Below are 19,396 nucleotides of genomic sequence, written 5' to 3' on the forward strand. Positions count from 1 at the left end.
TAACCAGACTGTGGGGGCGGATCAGCGGAAGCTCCCGGGAGAGGACTCGAACCCCTACAATCAGGACCAAAACCTGACGTCCTGCCATTAGACGACCCGGGAAGGTCTAAACGGGCAAACCGAATAGCTTGGCAGACCTCCTACACCTTAGCGCCCCCCGCCGCCCGTGCCATCGCCCATTCCCTTCATGATCCCCTCTATCCGCCAGTACAACTGCCGGGACCTGGGCACTTCGACGATCAGACAACCCCGATAGTCCTCACCCGTGTTGCGCCGCACGGTGGTCGGCCGATGGCGTTTGAGCGACGTGGGGCGGAACGTCTCGGCCGGAACAGCCACCCGCCCGGCCCACCACCGCACGGCCGCCTCGGCATCAGCGGTCTCGTGGATGCTCACCCGGAAACGCAGGGTCTCCCGGGGCACACCCATCGCCTCGACGAAACGGACGAAGATGTCGACCAGCCCGGGATCACTGTTGATGAACCTGACCCGGCACTCGTGGGGCCGCCAGGGCTTGGCCTTCTCCCCCTCCGCCCAGTAGAGCGCCGCCCCCACCATGACCAACTCACGGTTCCCCATCGACCCGACCCAGGCCGCGGCGTCCGCCACGGCCGCTGCCCGGGCGGCATCCCGTGCCTGCCGGTGGGCCGACCACCGGGCATCCGTCATCGCCTTGGAGTGCGCCCGTCGGCGCTCGCGGGCGACCTCCTCGTCCGGGTCGAGGGGGAGGTGGCGTACCCAGAGATAGGCGGTGGACTTCGCGACGCCCAACCGGGCCGCGATGTCGCCGACCGAGCAGCCCTCGCCGCGCAGTGCCACCGCCACCGCGCGCAGCTCGTCGCGGGCGGCGGGTCGTCGGGTGCGGGCCGGGGGCACACCGGTACGCAGCCGGCGCACCTCGGCACCCGTCGGATCGGTCATGACCGGCAGGTTAAGACAAACGTATGACACTGAACTCATTCATGTACGCCACTGTTCACTCCACTGTGGCCGGCCCGTAAGTTACGGTGACGTAGGCGTATCCGATCGCTGCGAGGTGCCATGTCGACCACCCTGCGGGACGCCGGTGCCGCCGGCCCGAAGCCGCTCACCCAGGGTCCCCAGTCGCGGGGCATCCTGATCGCCCTCTGGATCTTCGTGGTGGTGCCGTTCCTGGCCCTGCTGGCCGCCGTGCCGGTGGCCTGGGGCGGCTGGCTGCACGCGACCGACGTGCTCGTCGCGGCCCTCTGGTACGTGGTGTCGGGGCTGGGCATCACCGTCGGCTACCACAGGTACTTCACCCACGGCGCGTTCAGGGCCCGCCGCCCGGTCCGGGTGGCCCTGGCGGTCGCCGGGTCGTTCGCGGTGCAGGGCGAGATCATCCAGTGGGTGGCCGACCACCGGCGGCACCACGCCTTCGCCGACCTCGACGGCGACCCGCACTCCCCCTGGCGGTACGGCGAGAGCGTGCGGGGCCTGGCCAGGGGGCTGTTCCACGCGCACCTGGGGTGGTTGCTCGGCCGGGAACTGTCCAACCGGGAGCGGTTCGCACCGGATCTGCTCGCCGACCCGGACACCCGCCGGGTGGACCGGCTCTCGCCGCTGCTGGTGGCCGGCTCGCTGCTCGGCCCGGCGCTGATGGGCGGTCTGCTGACCTGGTCGTGGGCCGGCGCGCTGAGCGCGTTCTTCTGGGGCGGGCTGGTCCGGATCGCCCTGTTGCACCACGTGACCTGGGCGATCAACTCGGTCTGCCACGTCTACGGTGAGCGTCCGTTCGCGATGCGGCCGGGCGACCGGGCGGCCAACTTCTGGCCGCTGGCCCTGCTGTCGTTCGGGGAGAGCTGGCACAACCTGCATCACGCCGAGCCGACCAGCGCCCGGCACGGGGTGCTGCGCGGGCAGTGGGACCCGTCGGCCCGGGTGATCTGGTTGCTGGAGCGGGCCGGCGCGGTGCACGACGTGCGGTGGCCGAAGCCGGAACGGGTGGCGGCCAAGCGGGTACGGGAGACGCTGCCGCGCTGAACCCGGCGGTGCCCCGGGGCGTCACCTGGCAGGATGGCCGGGTGACCGAGACAGACGGGCACGACCGGAGCATTCCACGACAGGGCGTCACCGAGCGCCGGCGAGGTGACGAGATGGCGCAGCCCCCGGCTGGGGAGAACACCGGCACCCGACGGCCGGCGGCGGGCGCGAAGCCGGCGGCGCGGGTACGGATGTCGGCCGCCCAGCGGCGCGAGCAGTTGATCGCGATCGGTCGGCAGGTCTTCGCCGAGAAGGGGTTCGACGCGACCTCGATCGAGGAGGTGGCGGCGCGGGCCCGGGTCTCCAAGCCGGTGGTCTACGAGCACTTCGGCGGCAAGGAGGGCCTGTACGCGGTGGTCGTCGACCGGGAGGTGCGGGCCCTGCTGGACCGGATCGCCGCGGCGCTGACCGCCGGGCACCCGCGGGAGTTGCTGGAGCAGGCGGCGTTGGCGTTGCTGGGCTACATCGAGGAGGAGACGAGCGGGTTCCGGGTGCTGGTGCGGGAGTCTCCGTTGATGTCGGCGGCCGGCAACTTCAGCAGCGTGATGAACGACGTGGCGCACCAGGTGGAGCACATCCTGGGGGCCGAGTTCTCCAGCCGGGGTTACGACCCGAAGCTGGCCGAGCTGTACTCGCAGGCGCTGGTGGGGATGGTGGCGTTGACCGGGCGTTGGTGGTTGGAGGTCCGCCAGCCGGGCAAGGAGACGGTGGCGGCGCACCTGGTGAACCTGGCCTGGAACGGGTTGTCGCACCTGGAGGCGGGGCCGGGCCTGATCACCGAACGGCCGGGTGGCTGAGCGTCGGGTCAGCGGGCCGGATGGAGCCGGTCGGCGCGTTCCCGGGCGGCGTGCTCGTCGGTGCCGATCTTGTCGTACAGGCCGGTGGCGAGGAGCAGCAGGCCGAACAGCAGCGAGACGATCACCGTCGACATCGAGAAGTTGAGGATGTTGGCGCGGGTCTGGAGCACGCTCATCATCGCGAGGCCGGTGACCATGAAGACCACCCCGGCGGTGAGGTTCATGACGTGCCCGAGGTTGCCGCGCCGGGACGCCCCGATGATCAGGACGACCCCGAAGACGACCGAGACCAGCGAGAACGCCAGGTTGGTACGCAGCCCCAGGGCCCAGTGGCTGCCCCTGGCGAAGAGCGGCTCACCCCAGGTCTGCACGATGCCGAACACGCCGAAGACCAGGATGTAGAGGCCGACGAGGCCGGCGAAGACCCGGTACAGCGGGCGGGCCGGGTGGTTGACCGGAAAGTGCGCCATGGCCCCTCCTGCGCGGACGACGTGTCGGGACGATTGTCTCCCGTCGCGCCGTCCGGCGTCGGAGAAACGCCAGGTCACGCCGCCTCCCGGCCCGCGAGCGGGAGCGGTCAGAGCACCAGGCGGGCCTTCTGCCAGGCTTCCTTCTCGTCCTCGGTGCCGACCTTGCCGTACATGCCGACCATCAGCAGGACGAGGCTGAGGGTCATCAGCACGATCACCGTCAGGATGCTGAAGTTGACCACGTTGGCGTCGGTCTGGAGGAAGGCCAGGCCGGCGAGGCTGATCACCATCAGGGTGTAGGCCAGCCACTGGTTGATCGCCACGTCGAGGTTGCGGCCGATCACCGTGCCGACCAGGATGACCACCCCGAACAGCACGGACAGCAGCGAGAACCCGAGGTTGGTGCCCTGGCCGAGGACCTTGGTGTCGTCCTGGGCGAAGATGTCGTTGCCGGCGCTGGCGATGACGCCGAGCGCGCCGAAGACCACGAGGTAGAGACCGATGAGCCCGCCGATCGCCCGGTAGACCGGCCGCGCGGGGTGGTTGACGGGGGTGTGGGCCATGACTGTGTCTCCAACGCCGTTCGGGTGAGGGTCGCCGACGATTGTCCCGTACGGCGGGGTGTGACGCCGCACACGGGGTCGTCCCTGCTCTACAGGGGCGGGATCTCCTCGGCCAGGGTCAGCCAGGTCTCCTCGGTCCGTTCCCGTTCGGCGCGTACCTCCTTGAGCTGAGCGTCGAGGTCGGCGACCCGGGCGTAGTCGGTGGCGTGCGTGGCGAGCTGGTCGAGGAGGGTGGCCTCCTTCTGGTCGAGCTTGCCGATCTGCCGTTCCAACCGGGTCAGTTCCTTGCGGGCCTGCCGGGCGTCGGCGGCGGACATGCCGCCCGGGGCCGGGGCCTCGGGACTTTCGGCGGGGCCGGGCGTGGTGCGGGCCGGACCCGGGCCGGCGGCGCGGGCCAGGTACTCGTCGACACCGCCGGGTAGGTGCACCAGCCGGCCGTCGCCGAACATCCCGTACGCGGCGTCGGTGACCCGTTCGATCAGGTACCGGTCGTGGCTGGCCACGATGATCGTGCCGGGCCAGGAGTCGAGCAGGTCCTCCAGGGCGGCGAGGGTGTCGGTGTCCAGGTCGTTGGTGGGCTCGTCGAAAAGCAGCACGTTGGGTTCCCCGGCGAGCAGCCGGAGCATCTGCAGGCGACGGCGTTCCCCACCGGAGAGGTCGCCGACCGGGGTCCAGAGCCGCCGGTCGTCGAAGCCGAACACCTCGGCGAGCTGGGCGGCGGAGATCTCCCGGTCGCCGAGCTGCACCCGGCGGGCGACCTCCTCGACGGCCTCCAGGACGCGCAGGTGGCCGGGGAGTTCGGCGAGTTCCTGGGAGAGGAACGCCGGCTTGACGGTGGACCCGGTGTGGAACCGGCCGCCGTCGGCGCGGGTGATGCCGGCGAGCAGCCGCAGCAGGGTGGTCTTGCCGGCCCCGTTGCGCCCGAGGATGGCGATCCGGTCGCCGGGGCCGACCTGCCAGGTGGTGTCGTGCAGGATCTCCTTGGGGCCGGCGTGCAGCCGGACGTGCTCCAGGTCGTACACCTGCTTGCCGAGCCGGGCGGTCGCCATCCGCTGCAACGACATGGTGTCGCGTGGAGGCGGCACGTCGTCGATGAGCGCGTTGGCCGCGTCGATGCGGAACTTCGGCTTGGAGGTGCGGGCGGGCGGGCCGCGCCGCAGCCAGGCGATCTCCTTGCGGAGCAGGTTCTGCCGGCGGGCCTCGGTGGCGGCGGCGACCCGTTCCCGTTCGGCGCGGGCCAGCGTCCAGGCGGCGAAGCCGCCCTCGTAGGCCCGGACGGTCTGGTCGGCGACCTCCCAGGTGGTGGTGCAGACCGCGTCGAGGAACCACCTGTCGTGGGTGACCACGACGAGTGCGCCCCGGCGGCCGACGAGGTGCCGGGCGAGCCAGTCGACGCCGCCGACGTCGAGGTGGTTGGTGGGCTCGTCGAGGATGAGCAGGTCGGATTCGCGGACCAGCAGGGCGGCCAGGGCCACCCGGCGGCGCTCGCCCCCGGACATCGGGCCGACCGGCTGGTCGAGGCCGAGGTGGGGCATGCCGAGGCCGTCGAGGATGGCCCGGACCCCGGCGTCGCCGGCCCACTCGTGTTCGGCGCCCATCCCCTCGGCGAGCCAGGCGGTGCCGAGCACCACGTCCCGGACGGTGGCCTCGGGGGTCAGGGTGAGGGCCTGCGGCAGCCAGAGCACCCGCAGGTCGCGGCGGTGGGTGACCCGGCCGTCGTCGGGGTCCTCCTGCTTGGTGAGCATCCGCAGCAGGGTGGACTTGCCGGCGCCGTTGAGGCCGACCACGCCGATCCGGTCGGCGTCGTCGAGGCCGAGCGAGACGTCGGTGAGCAGCGGCCCGGCGGCGCCGTACCCCTTGGACACCCGGTCCAGGTTGACGATGTTGGCCACGGTCCCACCTTTCATGATCAAGGCGTCCCGGTGCCGGCGGGCACCTCGGGACGCCTGGGGCAAGGGTACGCGGACACCCGCGCCGCCCCACCCGCCCGTGCCGCAACCGGGGCCGGGCCGCCCCGGACAGCAGGTCGGGGCACGATGATCACCTCATCGGGGCCGATGGTGCGGGTTCCCGGTCGCCGGATACCGCAACCCCGGCCCACGGGAGTCGATCTCGGTCCCGGGGAGGCTCAGCCGACGCGGGCGCCGGGCACCGGGCCGTGGGCGACCCGGGTCTCCCGGCACACCTCGGCGGCCTGCACCTCGGTGGCGATCCGCTGCGCGTCGGCGGCGTCACGGGCGAGGAAGACACAGGTCGGGCCGGAGCCGGAGACGATCCCGGCGAGCGCCCCGGCCGCCTCCCCCGCCTTCAACGTGTCGGCCAGGGCCGGACGCATCGACAGGGCGGCGTCCTGCAGGTCGTTGCCGAGGCAGCCGGCGAGCACCCGGGGGTCGCGTTGGCGCAGCGCGCCGAGCAGGCCGTCGGTGCTGCCCAGCGGGGTGCCGGCGGTGCCGGCGGCACGCAGCCGGTCGAGTTCCCGGTAGGCGGCGGGGGTGGACAGGCCGCCGTCGGCGACGGCCACCACCCAGTGCCAGGAGGTGGGGCGGGCCAGCACCGGGCTGACCGCCTCGCCCCGGCCGGTGCCCAGCGCGGTGCCACCGTGGATCAGGAACGGCACGTCGGAGCCGAGGTCGGCGGCGATCCCGGCCAGTTCGTCGCGGGACAGCCCGGTGCCCCACAGGGCGTCGCAGGCGACCAGCGCGGCGGCGGCGTCGGCGCTGCCGCCGGCCAACCCGCCGGCGAGCGGGATCTGCTTGCGCAGGTGCAGCCGGGCGTGCGGCGGCACCCCGGCGTAGCCGGCGAGCGCGTGGGCGGCGCGGATGGCCAGGTTGGAGTCGTCCAGGGCCAGCTCGCCGGCACCCTCGCCCTCCATGGTGAGGGTGAGGGTGTCGCCCCGGCGGGCGGTCAACTCGTCGTAGATCGAGATCGCGTGGTAGACGGTGTTCAGCTCGTGGTAGCCGTCCCGGCGCAACGGGCCCACCCCGAGGTGCAGGTTGACCTTCGCGGGGACCCGGACCCGCACCGGGCCGCTGCTGCCCCGACGCTGGTCGTCATCGTCGTCCGGTCGCCAGGCCTCGGTCACCGGGGGACGTCCCACCGGCACGGGCGGATGTCGAACGGCATCTCCACGATCAGCTCCTCGGCGGCGTCGGCGGCCGGCGGCGTACCGGCCGGCAACCAGGTCGTACGCGCAGGTGCGGCGTGTCCCTCGGCGGGCACGCCGTCAGCCTACTGCGCGGTGGTGGCGACGGTCGGAGCCGACGCGGCGATCGCGGCGAACTGCTCCACGGTGAGTGACTCCCCGCGTGCGCCCGGGTCGACCCCGGCGGCGGTGAGCGCCGCGGCGGCCCGGTCGGGGCCACCCGCCCAGCCGGCCAGGGCGGCCCGCAGGGTCTTGCGGCGCTGGGCGAACGCGGCGTCGACGACGGCGAAGACCGCCTGCCGGGGCACGTCGTCGCGGGGCGGTTCGCGGCGGGTGAAGGCGACCAGTCCGGAGTCGACGTTCGGCACCGGCCAGAACACGTTCGGTGGCACCCGGCCGGCGGAGCGGGAACGGGCGTACCAGGCGAGCTTGACCGACGGGATGCCGTACACCTTGGAACCGGGACCGGCGACCAGCCGGTCGGCGACCTCCTTCTGCACCATCACCAGGCCGTGCCGCAGGGTGGGCAGCTCGGCGAGCAGGTGCAGCACCACCGGCACGGCCACGTTGTAGGGCAGGTTCGCCACCAGCGCGGTGGGCGGCGGGTCGGCCAGGTCGGCGGCGGTGATCCGCAGCGCGTCGGCCCGGTGCACGGTGAGCCGGGCGGCGTCCGGGCCGGCGTGGGCGGCGGCGGTCTGCGGCAGCGCGCCGGCCAGCACCGGGTCGATCTCCACCGCGTGCAGGTGCGCGGCGGCCGGCAGCAGGGCCAGGGTGAGCGAGCCGAGCCCGGGGCCGACCTCCAGCGCCACGTCGTCTCCGGTGAGCCCGGCGGCGGTGACGATCCGGCGGACGGTGTTCGGGTCGTGCACGAAGTTCTGGCCGAGCTTCTTGGTCGGGTTGACGCCGAGACGCGCGGCGAGTTCCCGGATCTCCGCCGGGCCGAGCAGGCCGGTCACGCCCCGCAGCGTAGCTGCGGGGTCCGGGCCGGTCACCACGGCCCGAAGGCCCGGTCGCCGGTGGCGGAGATGGCGGCGCACAGCTCGTCGAGGTCGAACCCGGTGGTCTCGGCCAGCGACCGGACCGTCAGCGGGATCAGGTACGACGCGTTGGGCCGTCCCCGGTGCGGCATCGGCGTCAGGTAGGGCGCGTCGGTCTCGACGAGGAGCTGGTCGATCGGGGTGAGCGCGGCGGCCTCGCGCAGCGCGGCGGCGCTGCCGAAGGTGACCGTGCCGGCGAAGCTGAGCAGGTGGCCCCGGCGCACGCACTCGCGGGCGAAGTCGGCGTCGCCGGAGAAGCAGTGCAGCACCACCGTGTCCGGGGCGCCCTCGTCGTCGAGGATGCGCAGCACGTCGGCGTGGGCGTCCCGGTCGTGGATGACCAGTGCCTTGCCGTACCGCTTGGCGATGGCGATGTGGGCGCGGAAGCTCTCCTCCTGGGCGGCCCGGCCGTCGTCGCCGGTGCGGAAGAAGTCCATCCCGGTCTCGCCGACGCCCCGGACCCGGTCCCGGGCGGCCAGCGTCTCGATCTCGCGCAGCGCGGCGTCCAGGTCGGCCAGCCGGGGGGCCTCGTTGGGGTGCAGCGCCACGGTGGCGAGCACCGCCGGGTACCGGTCGGCGACGTCGGCACCCCAACGGGACGAGTCGACGTCCACGCCGACCTGCACCAGTCGGTCCACGCCGACGGTGGCGGCCAGCTCGACCACGGCGGCCACCGGGTCGGCGGCGTCGCCCCCGCCGGGCACGCCGGCCTCGCTGACGGTGATGTCGAGGTGGGTGTGGCTGTCCAGCACGGGACGGGGCAGCGGCGGCGGGGCGGGCGGGAACTCGCCGGCCCGGCGGGCGGCACGCTGCTTGCGGGATTCGGTCCGTTCGGTCATCGCGGCCAGCATCACACACCGGGGGTCACCGACGGCACCGACCCGTGCGGGTGTGGGCTGTTCCCGGGCGGCCACCGGACGTTCACCGGGGCGGAATCTGGCCGGCCTAGTCTCGCCGGGATGAGCGTCACCGACCGGGCCGACGGCGCGGCCTTCGAGCGGACCGGGTTGCGCGTGACGTACGGCGGGGTGGTCCACCCGGCCGAGGAACTGGCCCGGGGCGCGGCCTACGAGCTGTTCAGCGCCGAGGAGGCACCCGGCTTCGAGTGGGCGCCCCGGCCGGGCGTCAGTTGGCCGTGGCGGCGGTTCGTGCACGTGACCGAGGTCACCGAGGTGCGTGGGGGCACCCCGCCGGTCGAGGAGCCGGAGGCGGCGCTGCTGATGCCGGTGCACCGCGACCGGGGCTGGTCGTACGTGCACCAGCTCAGCCAGCAGCCGACGGCGGCCGGCGATCCGACGCTGGCCGCGGTGCGCGCCTCGGCGGTGCTGCGGCGGGGCACCCGGATGGTCAAGGTGCTCTCCGCCCGGCAGCTCGCCGGGTACGTGCGGGGGTGGCTGCCGCACGGGTTCTGCTACCGCGAGTACGACGTGGCGCACCTGCGTACGCCGGCCGCGCTGGCGGTGCTGCGCGGTGACGGCACCAGCGGCGACGGCACCGACGTCGGGTACGCGTTGCGCTGGCGGGCCGCCGACCCGGGTGACTACGGCGTGCCGGTCGGCGAAGCGCACCGGGGCCTGCTGGAGTTGCCGCCCCGGGACCGGCTCGGCCCGCCGGTGCTGGGCACGGGGTTCGTGCCGAGTTCGGCGCAGTTGATCCCGGAGTTCGTCACCCGGGACTTCGCCGACCTGCCGATGCCCGCCAACGCCAGCCTGCTGGCGTACCCCGCCGAGGGGGTCGAGGTGGTGCTCTACAGCTACCAGGCGGAGCAGCGGGGCTGGTTGCGGATGGTGGGGCCGCAGTGGCGGCACCTGCTGGCGGCGGTGCCGGGGCTCTCCCCCGACCAGGAGTACGTGCCGACCGGCGAGGTGCCGCGGTCGACGCAGCTGGTCGGCGGGTTGGCCGGCGGCGAGTACGAGGCGGTGGCGGACCTGCCGGGCGGGTTCCGGGTGCTGGCGATGACCCGGGCGGCCCGCTATCCGGTGGAGTCGGTCAGCCGGCGGCTGCGGCACGCCCGGTGGCGGGGCGTGGCGTGCCTGGTGCTCCGGGAGGAGGCGGGCTGGCTGCGGTTGCGCCTGCGGCAGCCCGATCCGGACGCGGTGGTCGCCACCGGGGCACAGTGCCACGAACGGGGCGTGTACGAGACGTGGGCACCGGCCGCCGAGGTGACCGACGACCGGGTGGTGGATCTGCCGTACGTGCTGTGAAGGCATGACGGCGGCGGGCCGGGGAAAGCGCGGGTCGTCCGACACCGACGGATCAGGAGAAGAGCATGCCCTTCATCACCGTGGGTACGGAGAACTCCGCCCCCATCGACCTGTACTACGAGGATCACGGGCAGGGTCAGCCGATCGTGCTGATCCACGGCTTCCCGTTCAACGGGGCGACCTGGGAGAAGATGTCGGGTCCGCTGCTCGCGGCCGGGTACCGGGTGATCACCTACGACCGGCGGGGCTTCGGCAGTTCGGCCCAGCCGGCCATGGGTTACGACTACGACACCTTCGCCGCCGACCTCGACGTGCTGATGACCGAGTTGGACCTGCGCAACACGATCCTGGTGGGCCACTCGATGGGTACCGGTGAGGTGACCCGTTACCTCGGCACGTACGGGTCGAGCCGGGTGGACCGGGCGGTGCTGATGGCCCCGCTGGCGCCGTACCTGTTGCAGACGCAGGACAACCCGGAGGGCGTCGAGAAGAGCCTCTTCGAGGGGTTCCAGCAGGCGATCCTGGCGGACCGGTTCGCCTACCTGACCCAGTTCTGCGACGCGTTCTTCAACTACAGCGAGAACAAGGGCAAGTGGGTCAGCGAGGAGGCGTACCGGGCGCACTGGCAGATCGGCGCGCAGGCGTCGGCGAAGGGCACCCACGACTCGGTGGACGCCTGGCAGACCGACTTCCGGGGCGACGTGCCGAACATGGACGTCCCGGTGCTGATCATCCAGGGCGACAAGGACAACGTGCTGCCGTTCCCGAAGACGGGTCAGCGGTTGGCGTCGATGCTGCCCAACGGGACGCTGGTCACCCTGAAGGGGGCGCCGCACGGTATCCCGTGGACGCACCCGACCGAGGTGAACCGGGCGCTGATGGAGTTCATCGGCGCACCGGCGATGGCCCGCGCCTGACGTCGTGCCGCGCCGGCCCCGGGGGTTGCCCCGGGGCCGGCGCCCGGCCGGTCAGCTCTCCAGCCGGGCGAGTTCCTCGTCGACGATCGACGGGTCGAGCTTGCGGAAGACCGGTTTCGGCGCGGCGAGCGGCCGGCCGGCCGGCAGCGGTACGGACTCCCAGCGCGCGCCGACGGTGTAGTCACCGGTCAGCACCGGGTAGCCCGGCCCGCCGTCGAGGTCGTCGACCTCTTCGAGGACCGGCATCGGGGCGTGTACGCCGGTGCCGCCGAGCAGTTCGTGGATCTGCTGCGCGGAGTGCGGCAGGAACGGGGTGAGCAGGGTGTTGGCGTCGCTGACCACCTGGAGGGCGACGTGCAGGATGGTGCCCATCCGGGGCTTGTCGGCCTCGGCCTTGAGCTTCCACGGGGCCTGCTCGGACAGGTATTTGTTGGCCTCGGCGACGACCTTCATCGCCTCGCCGATGGCCTGCTTCTGCCGGTGCCGGGCGATCAGGTCGCCGACCGTGGCGAAGCCGGCGCGGGCCACCGCGAGCAGCGCCTCGTCGGCCTCGGTGAGCCCGGCCGGGTCGACCGGGGGGATCGCGCCGAAGTTCTTCGCCGCCATGGAGACCGACCGGTTGACCAGGTTGCCCCAGCCGGCGACGAGTTCGTCGTTGTTGCGGCGGAGGAACTCGGCCCAGGTGAAGTCGGTGTCGTTGCTCTCCGGGCCGGCGACGGCGATGAAGTAGCGCAGCGCGTCGGCGTCGTAGCGCTCCAGGAAGTCCCGGACGTAGATGACCACCTTGCGGGAGGAGGAGAACTTGCGTCCCTCCATGGTCAGGTACTCGCTGGAGACGACCTCGGTGGGCAGGTTGAGCCGGCCGAGGTCGCCGGGCTGGCCGTCGCGGCTGCCCGCCCCGGAGTAGCCGCCGAGCAGGGCCGGCCAGATCACCGAGTGGAAGACGATGTTGTCCTTGCCCATGAAGTAGTAGCCCGGGGAGTCCTTGCCCTGCCCGTCGGCCGACCACCACCTGCGCCAGGCGTCCGGGTCGCCGGTGCGCCGGGCCCACTCGATGGACGCGGAGAGGTAGCCGATCACCGCGTCGAACCAGACGTAGATCCGCTTGTCGCCGCGGTCCTGCCAGCCCTCCAACGGGATCGGCACGCCCCATTCGAGGTCCCGGGTGATGGCCCGGGGCTGGAGGTCGTCGAGCAGGTTGCGGGAGAAGCGCAGCACGTTGGGCCGCCAGCCCTCGCGGGTGTCGAGCCACTGGCGCAGCGCGTCGGCGAGGGCGGGCAGGTCGAGGAAGAAGTGCTCGGTCTCCACGAACTCCGGCGTCTCGCCGTTGATCTTGGACTTGGGGTTGATCAGGTCGATCGGGTCGAGCTGGTTGCCGCAGTTGTCGCACTGGTCGCCGCGGGCGCTGTCGTAGCCGCAGATCGGGCAGGTGCCCTCGATGTAGCGGTCGGGCAGGGTCCGCCCGGTGGACGGGGAGATCGCCCCGGTGGTGACCCTGGGGACGATGTAGCCGTTGCGGTGCAGCCCGGTGAACAGCTCCTGCACCACCGCGTAGTGGTTGCGGGTGGTGGTGCGGGTGAACAGGTCGTACGACAGGCCCAGCGCCAGCAGGTCCTCGGCGATCACCCGGTTGTACCGGTCGGCCAGCTCGCGGGGGGTGACCCCCTCGGCGTCGGCCTGCACCTGGATCGGGGTGCCGTGCTCGTCGGTGCCGGAGACCATGAGCACGTCGTGACCGGCCATCCGCATGTACCGGGCGAAGACGTCGGAGGGTACGCCGAAGCCGGACACGTGGCCGATGTGGCGCGGACCGTTGGCGTAGGGCCAGGCGACCGCGGCGAGAACGTGACTCATGACCAGCAAGCCTAGTGACCCGGGTCGGCGGCCGGCGAACCAATAGGGGCACCGCGCCACGCGGGCGTCGAATCGCCGTCCGCGGGAATTGCCCAACGACACGCGGAGTCAGCTGACGGACACCGACCGCAACCCGGTGTCCAATGGCTGACGTGACGGGTAGACGATCGGGGCACGACGAGTCGACGGCGGGCACCCGGCGGCCACCGCGTCCCGGTCCCGGGGACGGCCCGGTGGCGCGCGGTTCGGCCGTCGCGCCGCAGCCCCGACCCGGCCCCGGCCCCGGCCCGGACGACACGACCGTGGAGGTCGAGCCGACCACCGGCGCGCCGGTCGACGCGCTGCCCCGGCGGGTGCCGGTCCGCCAGCCGCGGGCCCACCGGCGGGACGGGGAGAAACCGGACGACGACGGGTTCTTCTGGGCGCCCATCGAACAGGTGCACTGGGACGGCACCCCGCTGCGCAAGGAGCCGAAGCAGCGGCTGCGGACCCCCCGCCGACGTCGCCCGACCCGTGCCCCGACCGCCCCGGACCCGATCCGGGGACTCGCCGTGCTGCTGGCGTTGAGCCTGGTCGCGGCGTTCTTCGCCTGGGTGAGCGCGGGGCCGCTCTGGTTGGCCGTCGGGCACTCCACGGCGGGCACGGTGGTGGTCACCGACTGCTCGGGCGGCGGGTTGACCCAGCGCTGCCGGGGCATCTTCACCGCCGCCGACGAGCGGTTCCGCACCCACGGGGTACGGGTCAGCGGGGTCCCGGCCGAGCGCACCGCCGCCGGCTCGACCCTGCCGGCGCGGGTGACCGGGCCGGACGCGGATACCGCGTACGCCGACACCGGGGTGGGCCGACACCTGCGCTGGCTGCTCGGCCTGCTGGCGGTGGCCGGCTGCACGGCCGGGATCGTCAGGTGGACCGGGGCGACCCGGCTGGCCGACCCCCGGCAGCGCCGCTGGGCCACCGGCGGCGGCTACGCCGGACCGGTGCTGATCACCCTGGGCTTCCTGGTCGCCGCCTGGTGAGCGCCGACGCCGCTCAGCGGTGCACGACGGCGTAGACGTCCCGGCGGCGCAGCCCGTACCCGGTGGCGACGTCGCTGATCGCGTCCCGGCGGGACATGCCGGCGGCCTCCCGGTCGGCCACCTGGGCCCGCAGGGTGTCGTCGTCGGGGCGTTCGGCGGGGGTCTGCGGCGCTCCCGCGACGACGAGGGTGATCTCGCCGCGCGGTTCCTCCCGGGCGGCCCATTCGGCCAGTTCGCCGAGCGGCCGGCGGACGACCTCCTCGTAGGTCTTGGTTAGCTCCCGGCACAGCGCGGCCGGCCGGTCGGCGTCGAACGCGGTGGCCAGGTCGGCCAACGCGGCGGCGATCCGGTGCGGGGCCTCGAAGAAGACGAGGGTGCGGGGTTCGGTGGCCAGGGCCCGCAGCCGGGCCCGCCGGCCGCCGGGTGAGCGGGGCAGGAACCCCTCGAAGCAGAACCGGTCGCAGGGCAGCCCGGACAGGGCCAGGGCGGTGGTGACGGCGCTCGGGCCGGGCGCGGCGGTGACCGGCACCCCGGCGTCGAGAGCGGCGGTGACCAGCCGGTACCCGGGGTCGGAGACGCTGGGCATGCCCCCGTCGGTGACCAGCGCGACCAGGTGTCCCTCCCGGAGCACGTCGACCAGTTCGGGGGTGCGCCGTTCCTCGTTGCCCTCGAAGTAGGAGACGATCCGCCCCGCCACGGTGACGTCGAGGTCGCGGGCGAGCCGGGCGAGCCGGCGGGTGTCCTCGGCGGCGACCACGTCGGCGGTGGTGAGGACGTCGCGCAGCCGGGGGGACGCGTCGGCGGGGTTGCCCAGCGGCGCGCCGAGCAGAATCAGGCGCCCGATCTCGGACATTTCACCCACGTGACGCGCTCCTTCATCGATACTCGTACCAATCTCGGGGACGACGGGCGCCACCGGGCACCTTCGCAGCCTACGATCGCCGGGTGACGAGTGCGTCGACAGCACAGAGTGCGAGCGCGGACCGGACCGACCCGGAGGCACCCCCTCCCGAGGCCGGAGGGGGCGGCGTGCCGGCGATCGTCAGGCGACGACTCGCCACCGTCGAGTCCCGGCTCGACGTGAACTCGTGGATCGCCACCGCCGTCGTGGTGACGATCGCCGCCGTCCTGCGGCTGCTCGGGCTGAGCAGCCCCAAGGGCAAGATCTTCGACGAGATCTACTACGCCCGCGACGGCTACGGCCTGATCGACAAGGGCGTCGAGTGGAACTACAAGGACAACGGCCCGTCGTACGTGGTCCACCCGCCGCTGGGCAAGTGGCTGATCGGGCTCGGCGAGTGGGCCTTCGGCTACCAGGACGCGGAGACCAACATCTCCGTGCCGGGCCACCTGATGACCACCGCCCCGGAGTTCGGCTGGCGGATCGGCTCGGCGATCGCCGGCATCCTCACGGTGCTGATGATCACCCGGATCGCCCGCCGGCTGTTCCGCTCCACCACGCTCGGCTGCGCCGCCGGCCTGCTGCTCGCCCTGGACGGCTTCCACCTGGTGCTCTCCCGCACCGCGCTGCTCGACATCTTCCTGCCGCTGTTCATCCTGGCCGCCTTCGGCGCACTGGTGCTCGACCGGGACGCCCGCCGACGGCGCTGGGCCCGCGCGTTGGACGCCGGCCTCGACCCGACCGCACCCGGCCGGGCCGGCCGCCCCGCCGGTGGCTGGCGGAACTGGCCCTGGTGGCGGCTGCTCGCCGGGGTGCTGCTCGGCTGCGCGTGCGCGGTGAAGTGGAGCGCGATCTGGTTCGTACCGGCCTTCGGGCTGCTGGTCCTGCTCTGGGAGGTCGGTCTGCGCCGGTCGGTCGGGGTCCGCCGGCCGTGGCGCGACGCGCTCCTGGACGAGCTGCCCTGGCTGGTGCTCGCCGGGCTGCTGGTGGTCGGCACCTACCTGGCCACCTGGTCGGGGTGGCTGCTCTCCGACCAGGGCTACTACCGGCTCGCGTCCAGGTACCCGAACGTGCCGGGGCTCAGCGACACCCCGGTCATCGGCGCGCTGACCAACCTGTTCCAGTACCACAAGGCGGCGTTCGAGTTCCATACCGGCCTGGAGACCGCGCACAAGTACCAGTCCTGGCCGTGGCAGTGGTTGCTGCTCGGCCGGCCGGTGGCGTTCCACTGGTCCGGCGACGGCGCGTGCGGCGCACCCACCTGCGCGTCGGAGATCCTGCTGCTGGGCACGCCGCTGCTCTGGTGGTCGTTCCTGCCGGCCCTGGCCGCCACACTCTGGCTCGGCATCGCGCGCCGCGACTGGCGGGCCGGGGCGTTCCTGGTGGCCGTGGCCGCCGGCCTGCTGCCCTGGTTCTGGTACGCCCTCGACGGCCGGACGATGTTCTCCTTCTACGCCGCCCCGGCGCTGCCGTTCCTGGTGCTGTGCGTGGTGTACGTGCTCGGCGCGATCGCCACCCCCACCGTGCCCGAGCGTGCCGCCCCGGCCGGTCGGACCGGCACCGCACCGGACGGCACGGCGCGCGACGGCACCACACCCGACACCGGCGAGCCGGCCGAGCCGAAGGCCGTCGTGGTCGTCGCGGAGGCTGACGCGGCGGCGGCGGAGCAGCTGGCCGACCGGCGACTGGTCGGCGGGGTCATCGTCGGCGCGTACGTGCTGCTGGTGGCGCTCTGTTTCGCCTACTTCTACCCGATCTTCGTGGGCAACATCCTGCCGTATGACGACTGGTCCGCCCGGATGTGGCTGGACGGCCGCTGGATCTGACCGGCCCGCATCCGCTTCCCGCCCCACCGTCCCTGCCGCCCGGGTCCCGAGCCCGGCCGGCAGGGACGGTGGGGCGGATTTCTTGTGGGGCACCCGCCCGCACCCACCTCCACCGCCCGTCGCGGCTCCCCAGTGGACGTGACGCGGGTTGCGGGCACGACACGGCGCGGGGCGCGGGAGCGACGCCGGCGGGGATTCACCCGTGCCGCGCCGCCGGGGCACGGGCCCGACCGGGGGCGGTGGGGACCGACGACGCCGGGAGGTGTCCCATGAGTGTGCCGGAACAAAAGGGCGCGCCCCGATCGCCTGCCACGGGGGAAGCGGGCGATTGGGGCGCGCAAGGAGAGCTTAACCACGTTGTGCCACCGGCACAACGGGTCGACTTGGGTCAGATTTCCGACCGATGCGTCGCGTGGCAAATGGTTTACATCTAGCATCTAACGGACGGTCATCGAGCCGGGCCCGAGCGACCACCCGCGCTCCCGCCGCCCCACCGGCCCCACCTGTCGTGGAATCCCGTCGTCGAGACTCGCGCCGTGCCGCGCACCCCGATGAATCTCCACTGTGGATCTCACTACACTTCGCCCGGTGATCAACACGAGACGACGATCAACGGCCGTCCTGATCGGAGTGTTGGCGGCGACCACGCTGACCGGCCCCGCACCCGCACGCGCCGAAGGCGAGGAGCCCACCGAGCCGCCCAAGGTCGAGCTGGTGCTCGACGTGAGCGGTTCGATGCGGGCCAACGACATCGACGGACGCAGCCGGATCTCGGTCGCCCAGCAGGCGTTCAACGAGGTGGTCGACGCGCTGCCCGAGGAGACCCAGCTCGGCATCCGGGTGCTCGGCGCGACCTACCGGGGCGAGGACAAGAAACAGGGCTGCCTGGACACCCAGCAGATCGTGCCGGTCGGGCCGGTGGACCGCACGGCGGCCAAGGCGGCCGTGGCCACGCTGCGCCCGACCGGCTTCACCCCGGTCGGGCTGGCCCTGCGGTCCGCCGCCCGGGACCTCGGCACCGGCACGACCGCCCGCCGGATCGTGCTGATCACCGACGGCGAGGACACCTGCGCCCCACCCGACCCGTGCGAGGTGGCCCGGGAACTGGCCGCGCAGGGCACCAAACTGGTGGTCGACACGCTCGGCCTGGCCCCGGACGCCAAGGTCCGCAAGCAACTGCTCTGCATCGCCACCGCCACCGGCGGCACCTACACGGCGGCACAGAGCGCCGACGAGCTGACCGGCCGGATCAAGCAGCTCGTCGAACGGGCGAAGGACACCTACACCGCCGCCCCCACCGTCGTCACCGGCCGGGGCGCGTGCGCGGACGCGCCGCTGCTCGCCCCCGGCGTCTACGCCGACCGGGAGGCGTTCTCCGAGCACCGGTGGTACCGGGTGCCGGTCCGGCCGGGCCAGGAGTTGCGGGCCTCGGTCAGCGTGGCGCTGGACCGCCCGGTGAACCCCGACCACGCGGTGCTGCTGCGGGCCACCGCCACCGACGGGCGGGAACTGGTCCGGGGCGTCGACGCCGGCAGCGGCCGTACCGACGTGGTGTCGGCGGGGCTGCGCTGGTCGCCGACGGAGGACGACGGGGCCTCGCCGAGCCCGTCGGCCACCGACGCGCCGGTGCCGGCCACCACGGTCTGCCTGGTGGTCAGCAACGCCTTCGCGCCGCGTCCGGGAACCCGGGCCGAACCCGGCATGCCGGTCGAGCTGACCATCGACGTGGTCGCCTCGTCACCGGCACCGGCCGCGCCGGACCTGGGGCGCGGCTGGGTGCTGCTGCTCCTGCTCACCCTGGCCGGCCTGGTCACCGGCCTGGTCGTCGGACTGCTCACCCGCTGGTGGGTGGCGACGTGGAGGACGAACTGATGCGTACCCCGATCATCCGGGGCGGTGCGGCGCTGGCCGCCGCCGGCCTGACCCTGCTCGCCGCCCCGGCCCCGGCCACGGCCGCGCCCACCCCCTCCCCCGGGGCCACCCCGGTCACCCGGGCCGGGACGTCGTTCCTGACCGCCACCGGCATCACCGCCGGCCAACCGGTCCGGGTCGACGCCTCCACAGGTGACTTCCTGTACTGGTCGTTCCCCGCCTCGGCCGGGCAACGGCACGAGATCACCGCGACGGTGTCGCTGCCCAAGGCCCGCACCGGCGCGTCCACCTGGACGGTCGAGGTGTTCGACGGGCTGCGCCGCCGGCAGGCGTGCACGGCCGGGGCGCAGACCCCGACGGTGGCCGCCTCGGCGGGCAGCGTGGCGCTGGGCTGCACGCTGCGGCAGGTGCGCTCCTGGGCGGAGCCCTGGTCGGCCGACCCGCTGCCCGGCACCTACTACGTCCGGCTGTCGGTGACCGACCTGCCCGAACCCGACCTGGGCCAGCCGGTCGACGTGGAACTGCTGCTCTCGGCAGCGGGCGAGGGCTCCCGCGACGACGGTGAGCTGAAGGCGCCGCTGGTGCCGAACACCAGGGCCGGCACGGTGCTGACCGGCGACCCGGCGGCGGCCCCCGCCGAGGCCGACGACGACTGGTTCGACGGCGACTGGCTGCCCGCGCTCGGCTCACGCTGGGCGTGGAGCACCGTCGGTGGCGCACTCGCCGCCGTCGCCGGGGTGGTCGGTTTCGCGCTGACCCGCCGGCCCCGCCGCCCCTGACCCACCCGGTGCCCGGT

The 19,396-nt window shown here is 73.3% G+C and carries 18 protein-coding genes and 1 tRNA gene; 8 read left to right on the forward strand and 11 right to left on the reverse strand.

Translation table 11 applies throughout. From position 1 onward, the window contains the following. Positions 1-31: 31 nt before the first annotated feature. Together ACN267_RS20420 and ACN267_RS20425 are read right to left on the reverse strand one after the other, a co-directional pair. A tRNA-Gln gene (locus tag ACN267_RS20420) sits at positions 32-102 on the reverse strand. Positions 103-147: 45 nt separating this feature from the next. Further along, a complete protein-coding gene (locus ACN267_RS20425; RefSeq protein ID WP_421489374.1) occupies positions 148-921 on the reverse strand; it encodes a resolvase in 774 nt (257 codons plus the stop codon). A gap of 120 nt (positions 922-1,041) precedes the next feature. Here ACN267_RS20425 and ACN267_RS20430 point away from each other — a divergent pair, with 120 nt between their 5' ends. Together ACN267_RS20430 and ACN267_RS20435 are read left to right on the forward strand one after the other, a co-directional pair. Beyond that, the gene (locus tag ACN267_RS20430; RefSeq protein WP_421489375.1) at positions 1,042-2,001 is read left to right on the forward strand and encodes an acyl-CoA desaturase; all 960 of its coding nucleotides are present in this window, start codon (positions 1,042-1,044) and stop codon (positions 1,999-2,001) included. 113 nt (positions 2,002-2,114) lie between these two features. Then, complete coding sequence (locus ACN267_RS20435; RefSeq protein ID WP_204961962.1) at positions 2,115-2,798, forward strand: TetR/AcrR family transcriptional regulator; 684 nt, start codon at positions 2,115-2,117, stop codon at positions 2,796-2,798. 8 nt (positions 2,799-2,806) lie between these two features. Here ACN267_RS20435 and ACN267_RS20440 read toward each other — a convergent pair whose 3' ends face one another. The 7 genes from ACN267_RS20440 to ACN267_RS20470 all read right to left on the reverse strand — a co-directional run bounded on the left by ACN267_RS20440 (position 2,807) and on the right by ACN267_RS20470 (position 8,861). Next, a complete protein-coding gene (locus tag ACN267_RS20440) occupies positions 2,807-3,268 on the reverse strand; it encodes a DUF4383 domain-containing protein (RefSeq protein WP_421489376.1) in 462 nt (153 codons plus the stop codon). A 107-nt stretch (positions 3,269-3,375) separates the two neighbouring features. Next, positions 3,376-3,831, reverse strand: a complete 456-nt coding sequence (locus ACN267_RS20445) for a DUF4383 domain-containing protein (RefSeq protein WP_204961943.1) — start codon at positions 3,829-3,831, stop codon at positions 3,376-3,378. 89 nt (positions 3,832-3,920) lie between these two features. Next, complete coding sequence (locus ACN267_RS20450) at positions 3,921-5,723, reverse strand: ABC-F family ATP-binding cassette domain-containing protein (RefSeq protein WP_204961942.1); 1,803 nt, start codon at positions 5,721-5,723, stop codon at positions 3,921-3,923. Positions 5,724-5,959: 236 nt separating this feature from the next. Further along, complete coding sequence (locus ACN267_RS20455; protein ID WP_204961941.1) at positions 5,960-6,913, reverse strand: 4-(cytidine 5'-diphospho)-2-C-methyl-D-erythritol kinase; 954 nt, start codon at positions 6,911-6,913, stop codon at positions 5,960-5,962. Continuing rightward, positions 6,910-7,050 carry a hypothetical protein gene (locus tag ACN267_RS20460; protein WP_204961940.1) on the reverse strand — a complete coding sequence of 47 codons (141 nt, stop codon included), beginning with the start codon at positions 7,048-7,050 and terminating at the stop codon, positions 6,910-6,912. The genes ACN267_RS20455 and ACN267_RS20460 overlap by 4 nt, the downstream gene beginning before the upstream one ends. A gap of 9 nt (positions 7,051-7,059) precedes the next feature. Further along, positions 7,060-7,929: a 16S rRNA (adenine(1518)-N(6)/adenine(1519)-N(6))-dimethyltransferase RsmA gene (gene rsmA, locus ACN267_RS20465; protein WP_421489377.1), complete on the reverse strand. Its 870-nt coding sequence runs from the start codon at positions 7,927-7,929 to the stop codon at positions 7,060-7,062. A 32-nt stretch (positions 7,930-7,961) separates the two neighbouring features. Then, a complete protein-coding gene (locus tag ACN267_RS20470) occupies positions 7,962-8,861 on the reverse strand; it encodes a TatD family hydrolase (protein ID WP_204961938.1) in 900 nt (299 codons plus the stop codon). 108 nt (positions 8,862-8,969) lie between these two features. On the opposite strand from ACN267_RS20470, the gene ACN267_RS20475 reads away from it, so the two are divergent. Then, a complete protein-coding gene (locus ACN267_RS20475) occupies positions 8,970-10,214 on the forward strand; it encodes a hypothetical protein (RefSeq protein ID WP_281900667.1) in 1,245 nt (414 codons plus the stop codon). 65 nt (positions 10,215-10,279) lie between these two features. Next, on the forward strand, positions 10,280-11,131 hold the full coding sequence (locus ACN267_RS20480) for an alpha/beta fold hydrolase (protein WP_204961936.1): 852 nt from the start codon (positions 10,280-10,282) through the stop codon (positions 11,129-11,131). 51 nt (positions 11,132-11,182) lie between these two features. On the opposite strand, the gene metG is transcribed toward ACN267_RS20480, so the two are convergent. Beyond that, complete coding sequence (metG, locus tag ACN267_RS20485) at positions 11,183-12,985, reverse strand: methionine--tRNA ligase (protein WP_204961935.1); 1,803 nt, start codon at positions 12,983-12,985, stop codon at positions 11,183-11,185. 143 nt (positions 12,986-13,128) lie between these two features. Here metG and ACN267_RS20490 point away from each other — a divergent pair, with 143 nt between their 5' ends. Then, a complete protein-coding gene (locus ACN267_RS20490; RefSeq protein ID WP_421489378.1) occupies positions 13,129-14,001 on the forward strand; it encodes a hypothetical protein in 873 nt (290 codons plus the stop codon). A 13-nt stretch (positions 14,002-14,014) separates the two neighbouring features. Here ACN267_RS20490 and rsmI read toward each other — a convergent pair whose 3' ends face one another. Then, entirely contained in the window at positions 14,015-14,854 is an 840-nt protein-coding gene (gene rsmI, locus ACN267_RS20495) for a 16S rRNA (cytidine(1402)-2'-O)-methyltransferase (protein WP_421489379.1), read from the reverse strand. Between the two features lie 92 nt (positions 14,855-14,946). Between rsmI and ACN267_RS20500 the strand changes: the two genes are divergently transcribed. The 3 genes from ACN267_RS20500 (at position 14,947) to ACN267_RS20510 (ending at position 19,379) form a co-directional block, all read left to right on the forward strand. After that, a complete protein-coding gene (locus ACN267_RS20500) occupies positions 14,947-16,728 on the forward strand; it encodes a dolichyl-phosphate-mannose--protein mannosyltransferase (protein ID WP_308447878.1) in 1,782 nt (593 codons plus the stop codon). A 588-nt stretch (positions 16,729-17,316) separates the two neighbouring features. Continuing rightward, positions 17,317-18,600, forward strand: coding sequence for a VWA domain-containing protein (locus ACN267_RS20505; protein ID WP_204961932.1), 1,284 nt, complete (start codon positions 17,317-17,319; stop codon positions 18,598-18,600). Beyond that, complete coding sequence (locus ACN267_RS20510; RefSeq protein WP_421490460.1) at positions 18,600-19,379, forward strand: peptidase; 780 nt, start codon at positions 18,600-18,602, stop codon at positions 19,377-19,379. The genes ACN267_RS20505 and ACN267_RS20510 overlap by 1 nt, the downstream gene beginning before the upstream one ends. The last annotated feature ends 17 nt before the right edge of the window (positions 19,380-19,396 follow it).

Origin of the sequence: Micromonospora sp. WMMD734 (assembly GCF_049178975.1) — a bacterium.
GTDB classification, from domain to species: domain Bacteria; phylum Actinomycetota; class Actinomycetes; order Mycobacteriales; family Micromonosporaceae; genus Micromonospora; species Micromonospora wenchangensis.

Bases quoted from the DNA above. Each gene is read 5' to 3' on its own strand.
- ACN267_RS20470 (WP_204961938.1), bottom strand. From the start codon at position 8,861: ATGCTGGCCGCGATGACCGAACGGACCGAATCCCGCAAGCAGCGTGCC.
- ACN267_RS20440 (WP_421489376.1), bottom strand. From the start codon at position 3,268: ATGGCGCACTTTCCGGTCAACCACCCGGCCCGCCCGCTGTACCGGGTC.
- ACN267_RS20430 (WP_421489375.1), top strand. From the start codon at position 1,042: ATGTCGACCACCCTGCGGGACGCCGGTGCCGCCGGCCCGAAGCCGCTC.
- ACN267_RS20490 (WP_421489378.1), top strand. From the start codon at position 13,129: ATGGCTGACGTGACGGGTAGACGATCGGGGCACGACGAGTCGACGGCG.
- ACN267_RS20480 (WP_204961936.1), top strand. From the start codon at position 10,280: ATGCCCTTCATCACCGTGGGTACGGAGAACTCCGCCCCCATCGACCTG.
- ACN267_RS20425 (WP_421489374.1), bottom strand. From the start codon at position 921: ATGACCGATCCGACGGGTGCCGAGGTGCGCCGGCTGCGTACCGGTGTG.
- ACN267_RS20435 (WP_204961962.1), top strand. From the start codon at position 2,115: ATGGCGCAGCCCCCGGCTGGGGAGAACACCGGCACCCGACGGCCGGCG.
- ACN267_RS20510 (WP_421490460.1), top strand. From the start codon at position 18,600: ATGCGTACCCCGATCATCCGGGGCGGTGCGGCGCTGGCCGCCGCCGGC.
- ACN267_RS20475 (WP_281900667.1), top strand. From the start codon at position 8,970: ATGAGCGTCACCGACCGGGCCGACGGCGCGGCCTTCGAGCGGACCGGG.
- rsmI (WP_421489379.1), bottom strand. From the start codon at position 14,854: ATGTCCGAGATCGGGCGCCTGATTCTGCTCGGCGCGCCGCTGGGCAAC.
- ACN267_RS20445 (WP_204961943.1), bottom strand. From the start codon at position 3,831: ATGGCCCACACCCCCGTCAACCACCCCGCGCGGCCGGTCTACCGGGCG.
- metG (WP_204961935.1), bottom strand. From the start codon at position 12,985: ATGAGTCACGTTCTCGCCGCGGTCGCCTGGCCCTACGCCAACGGTCCG.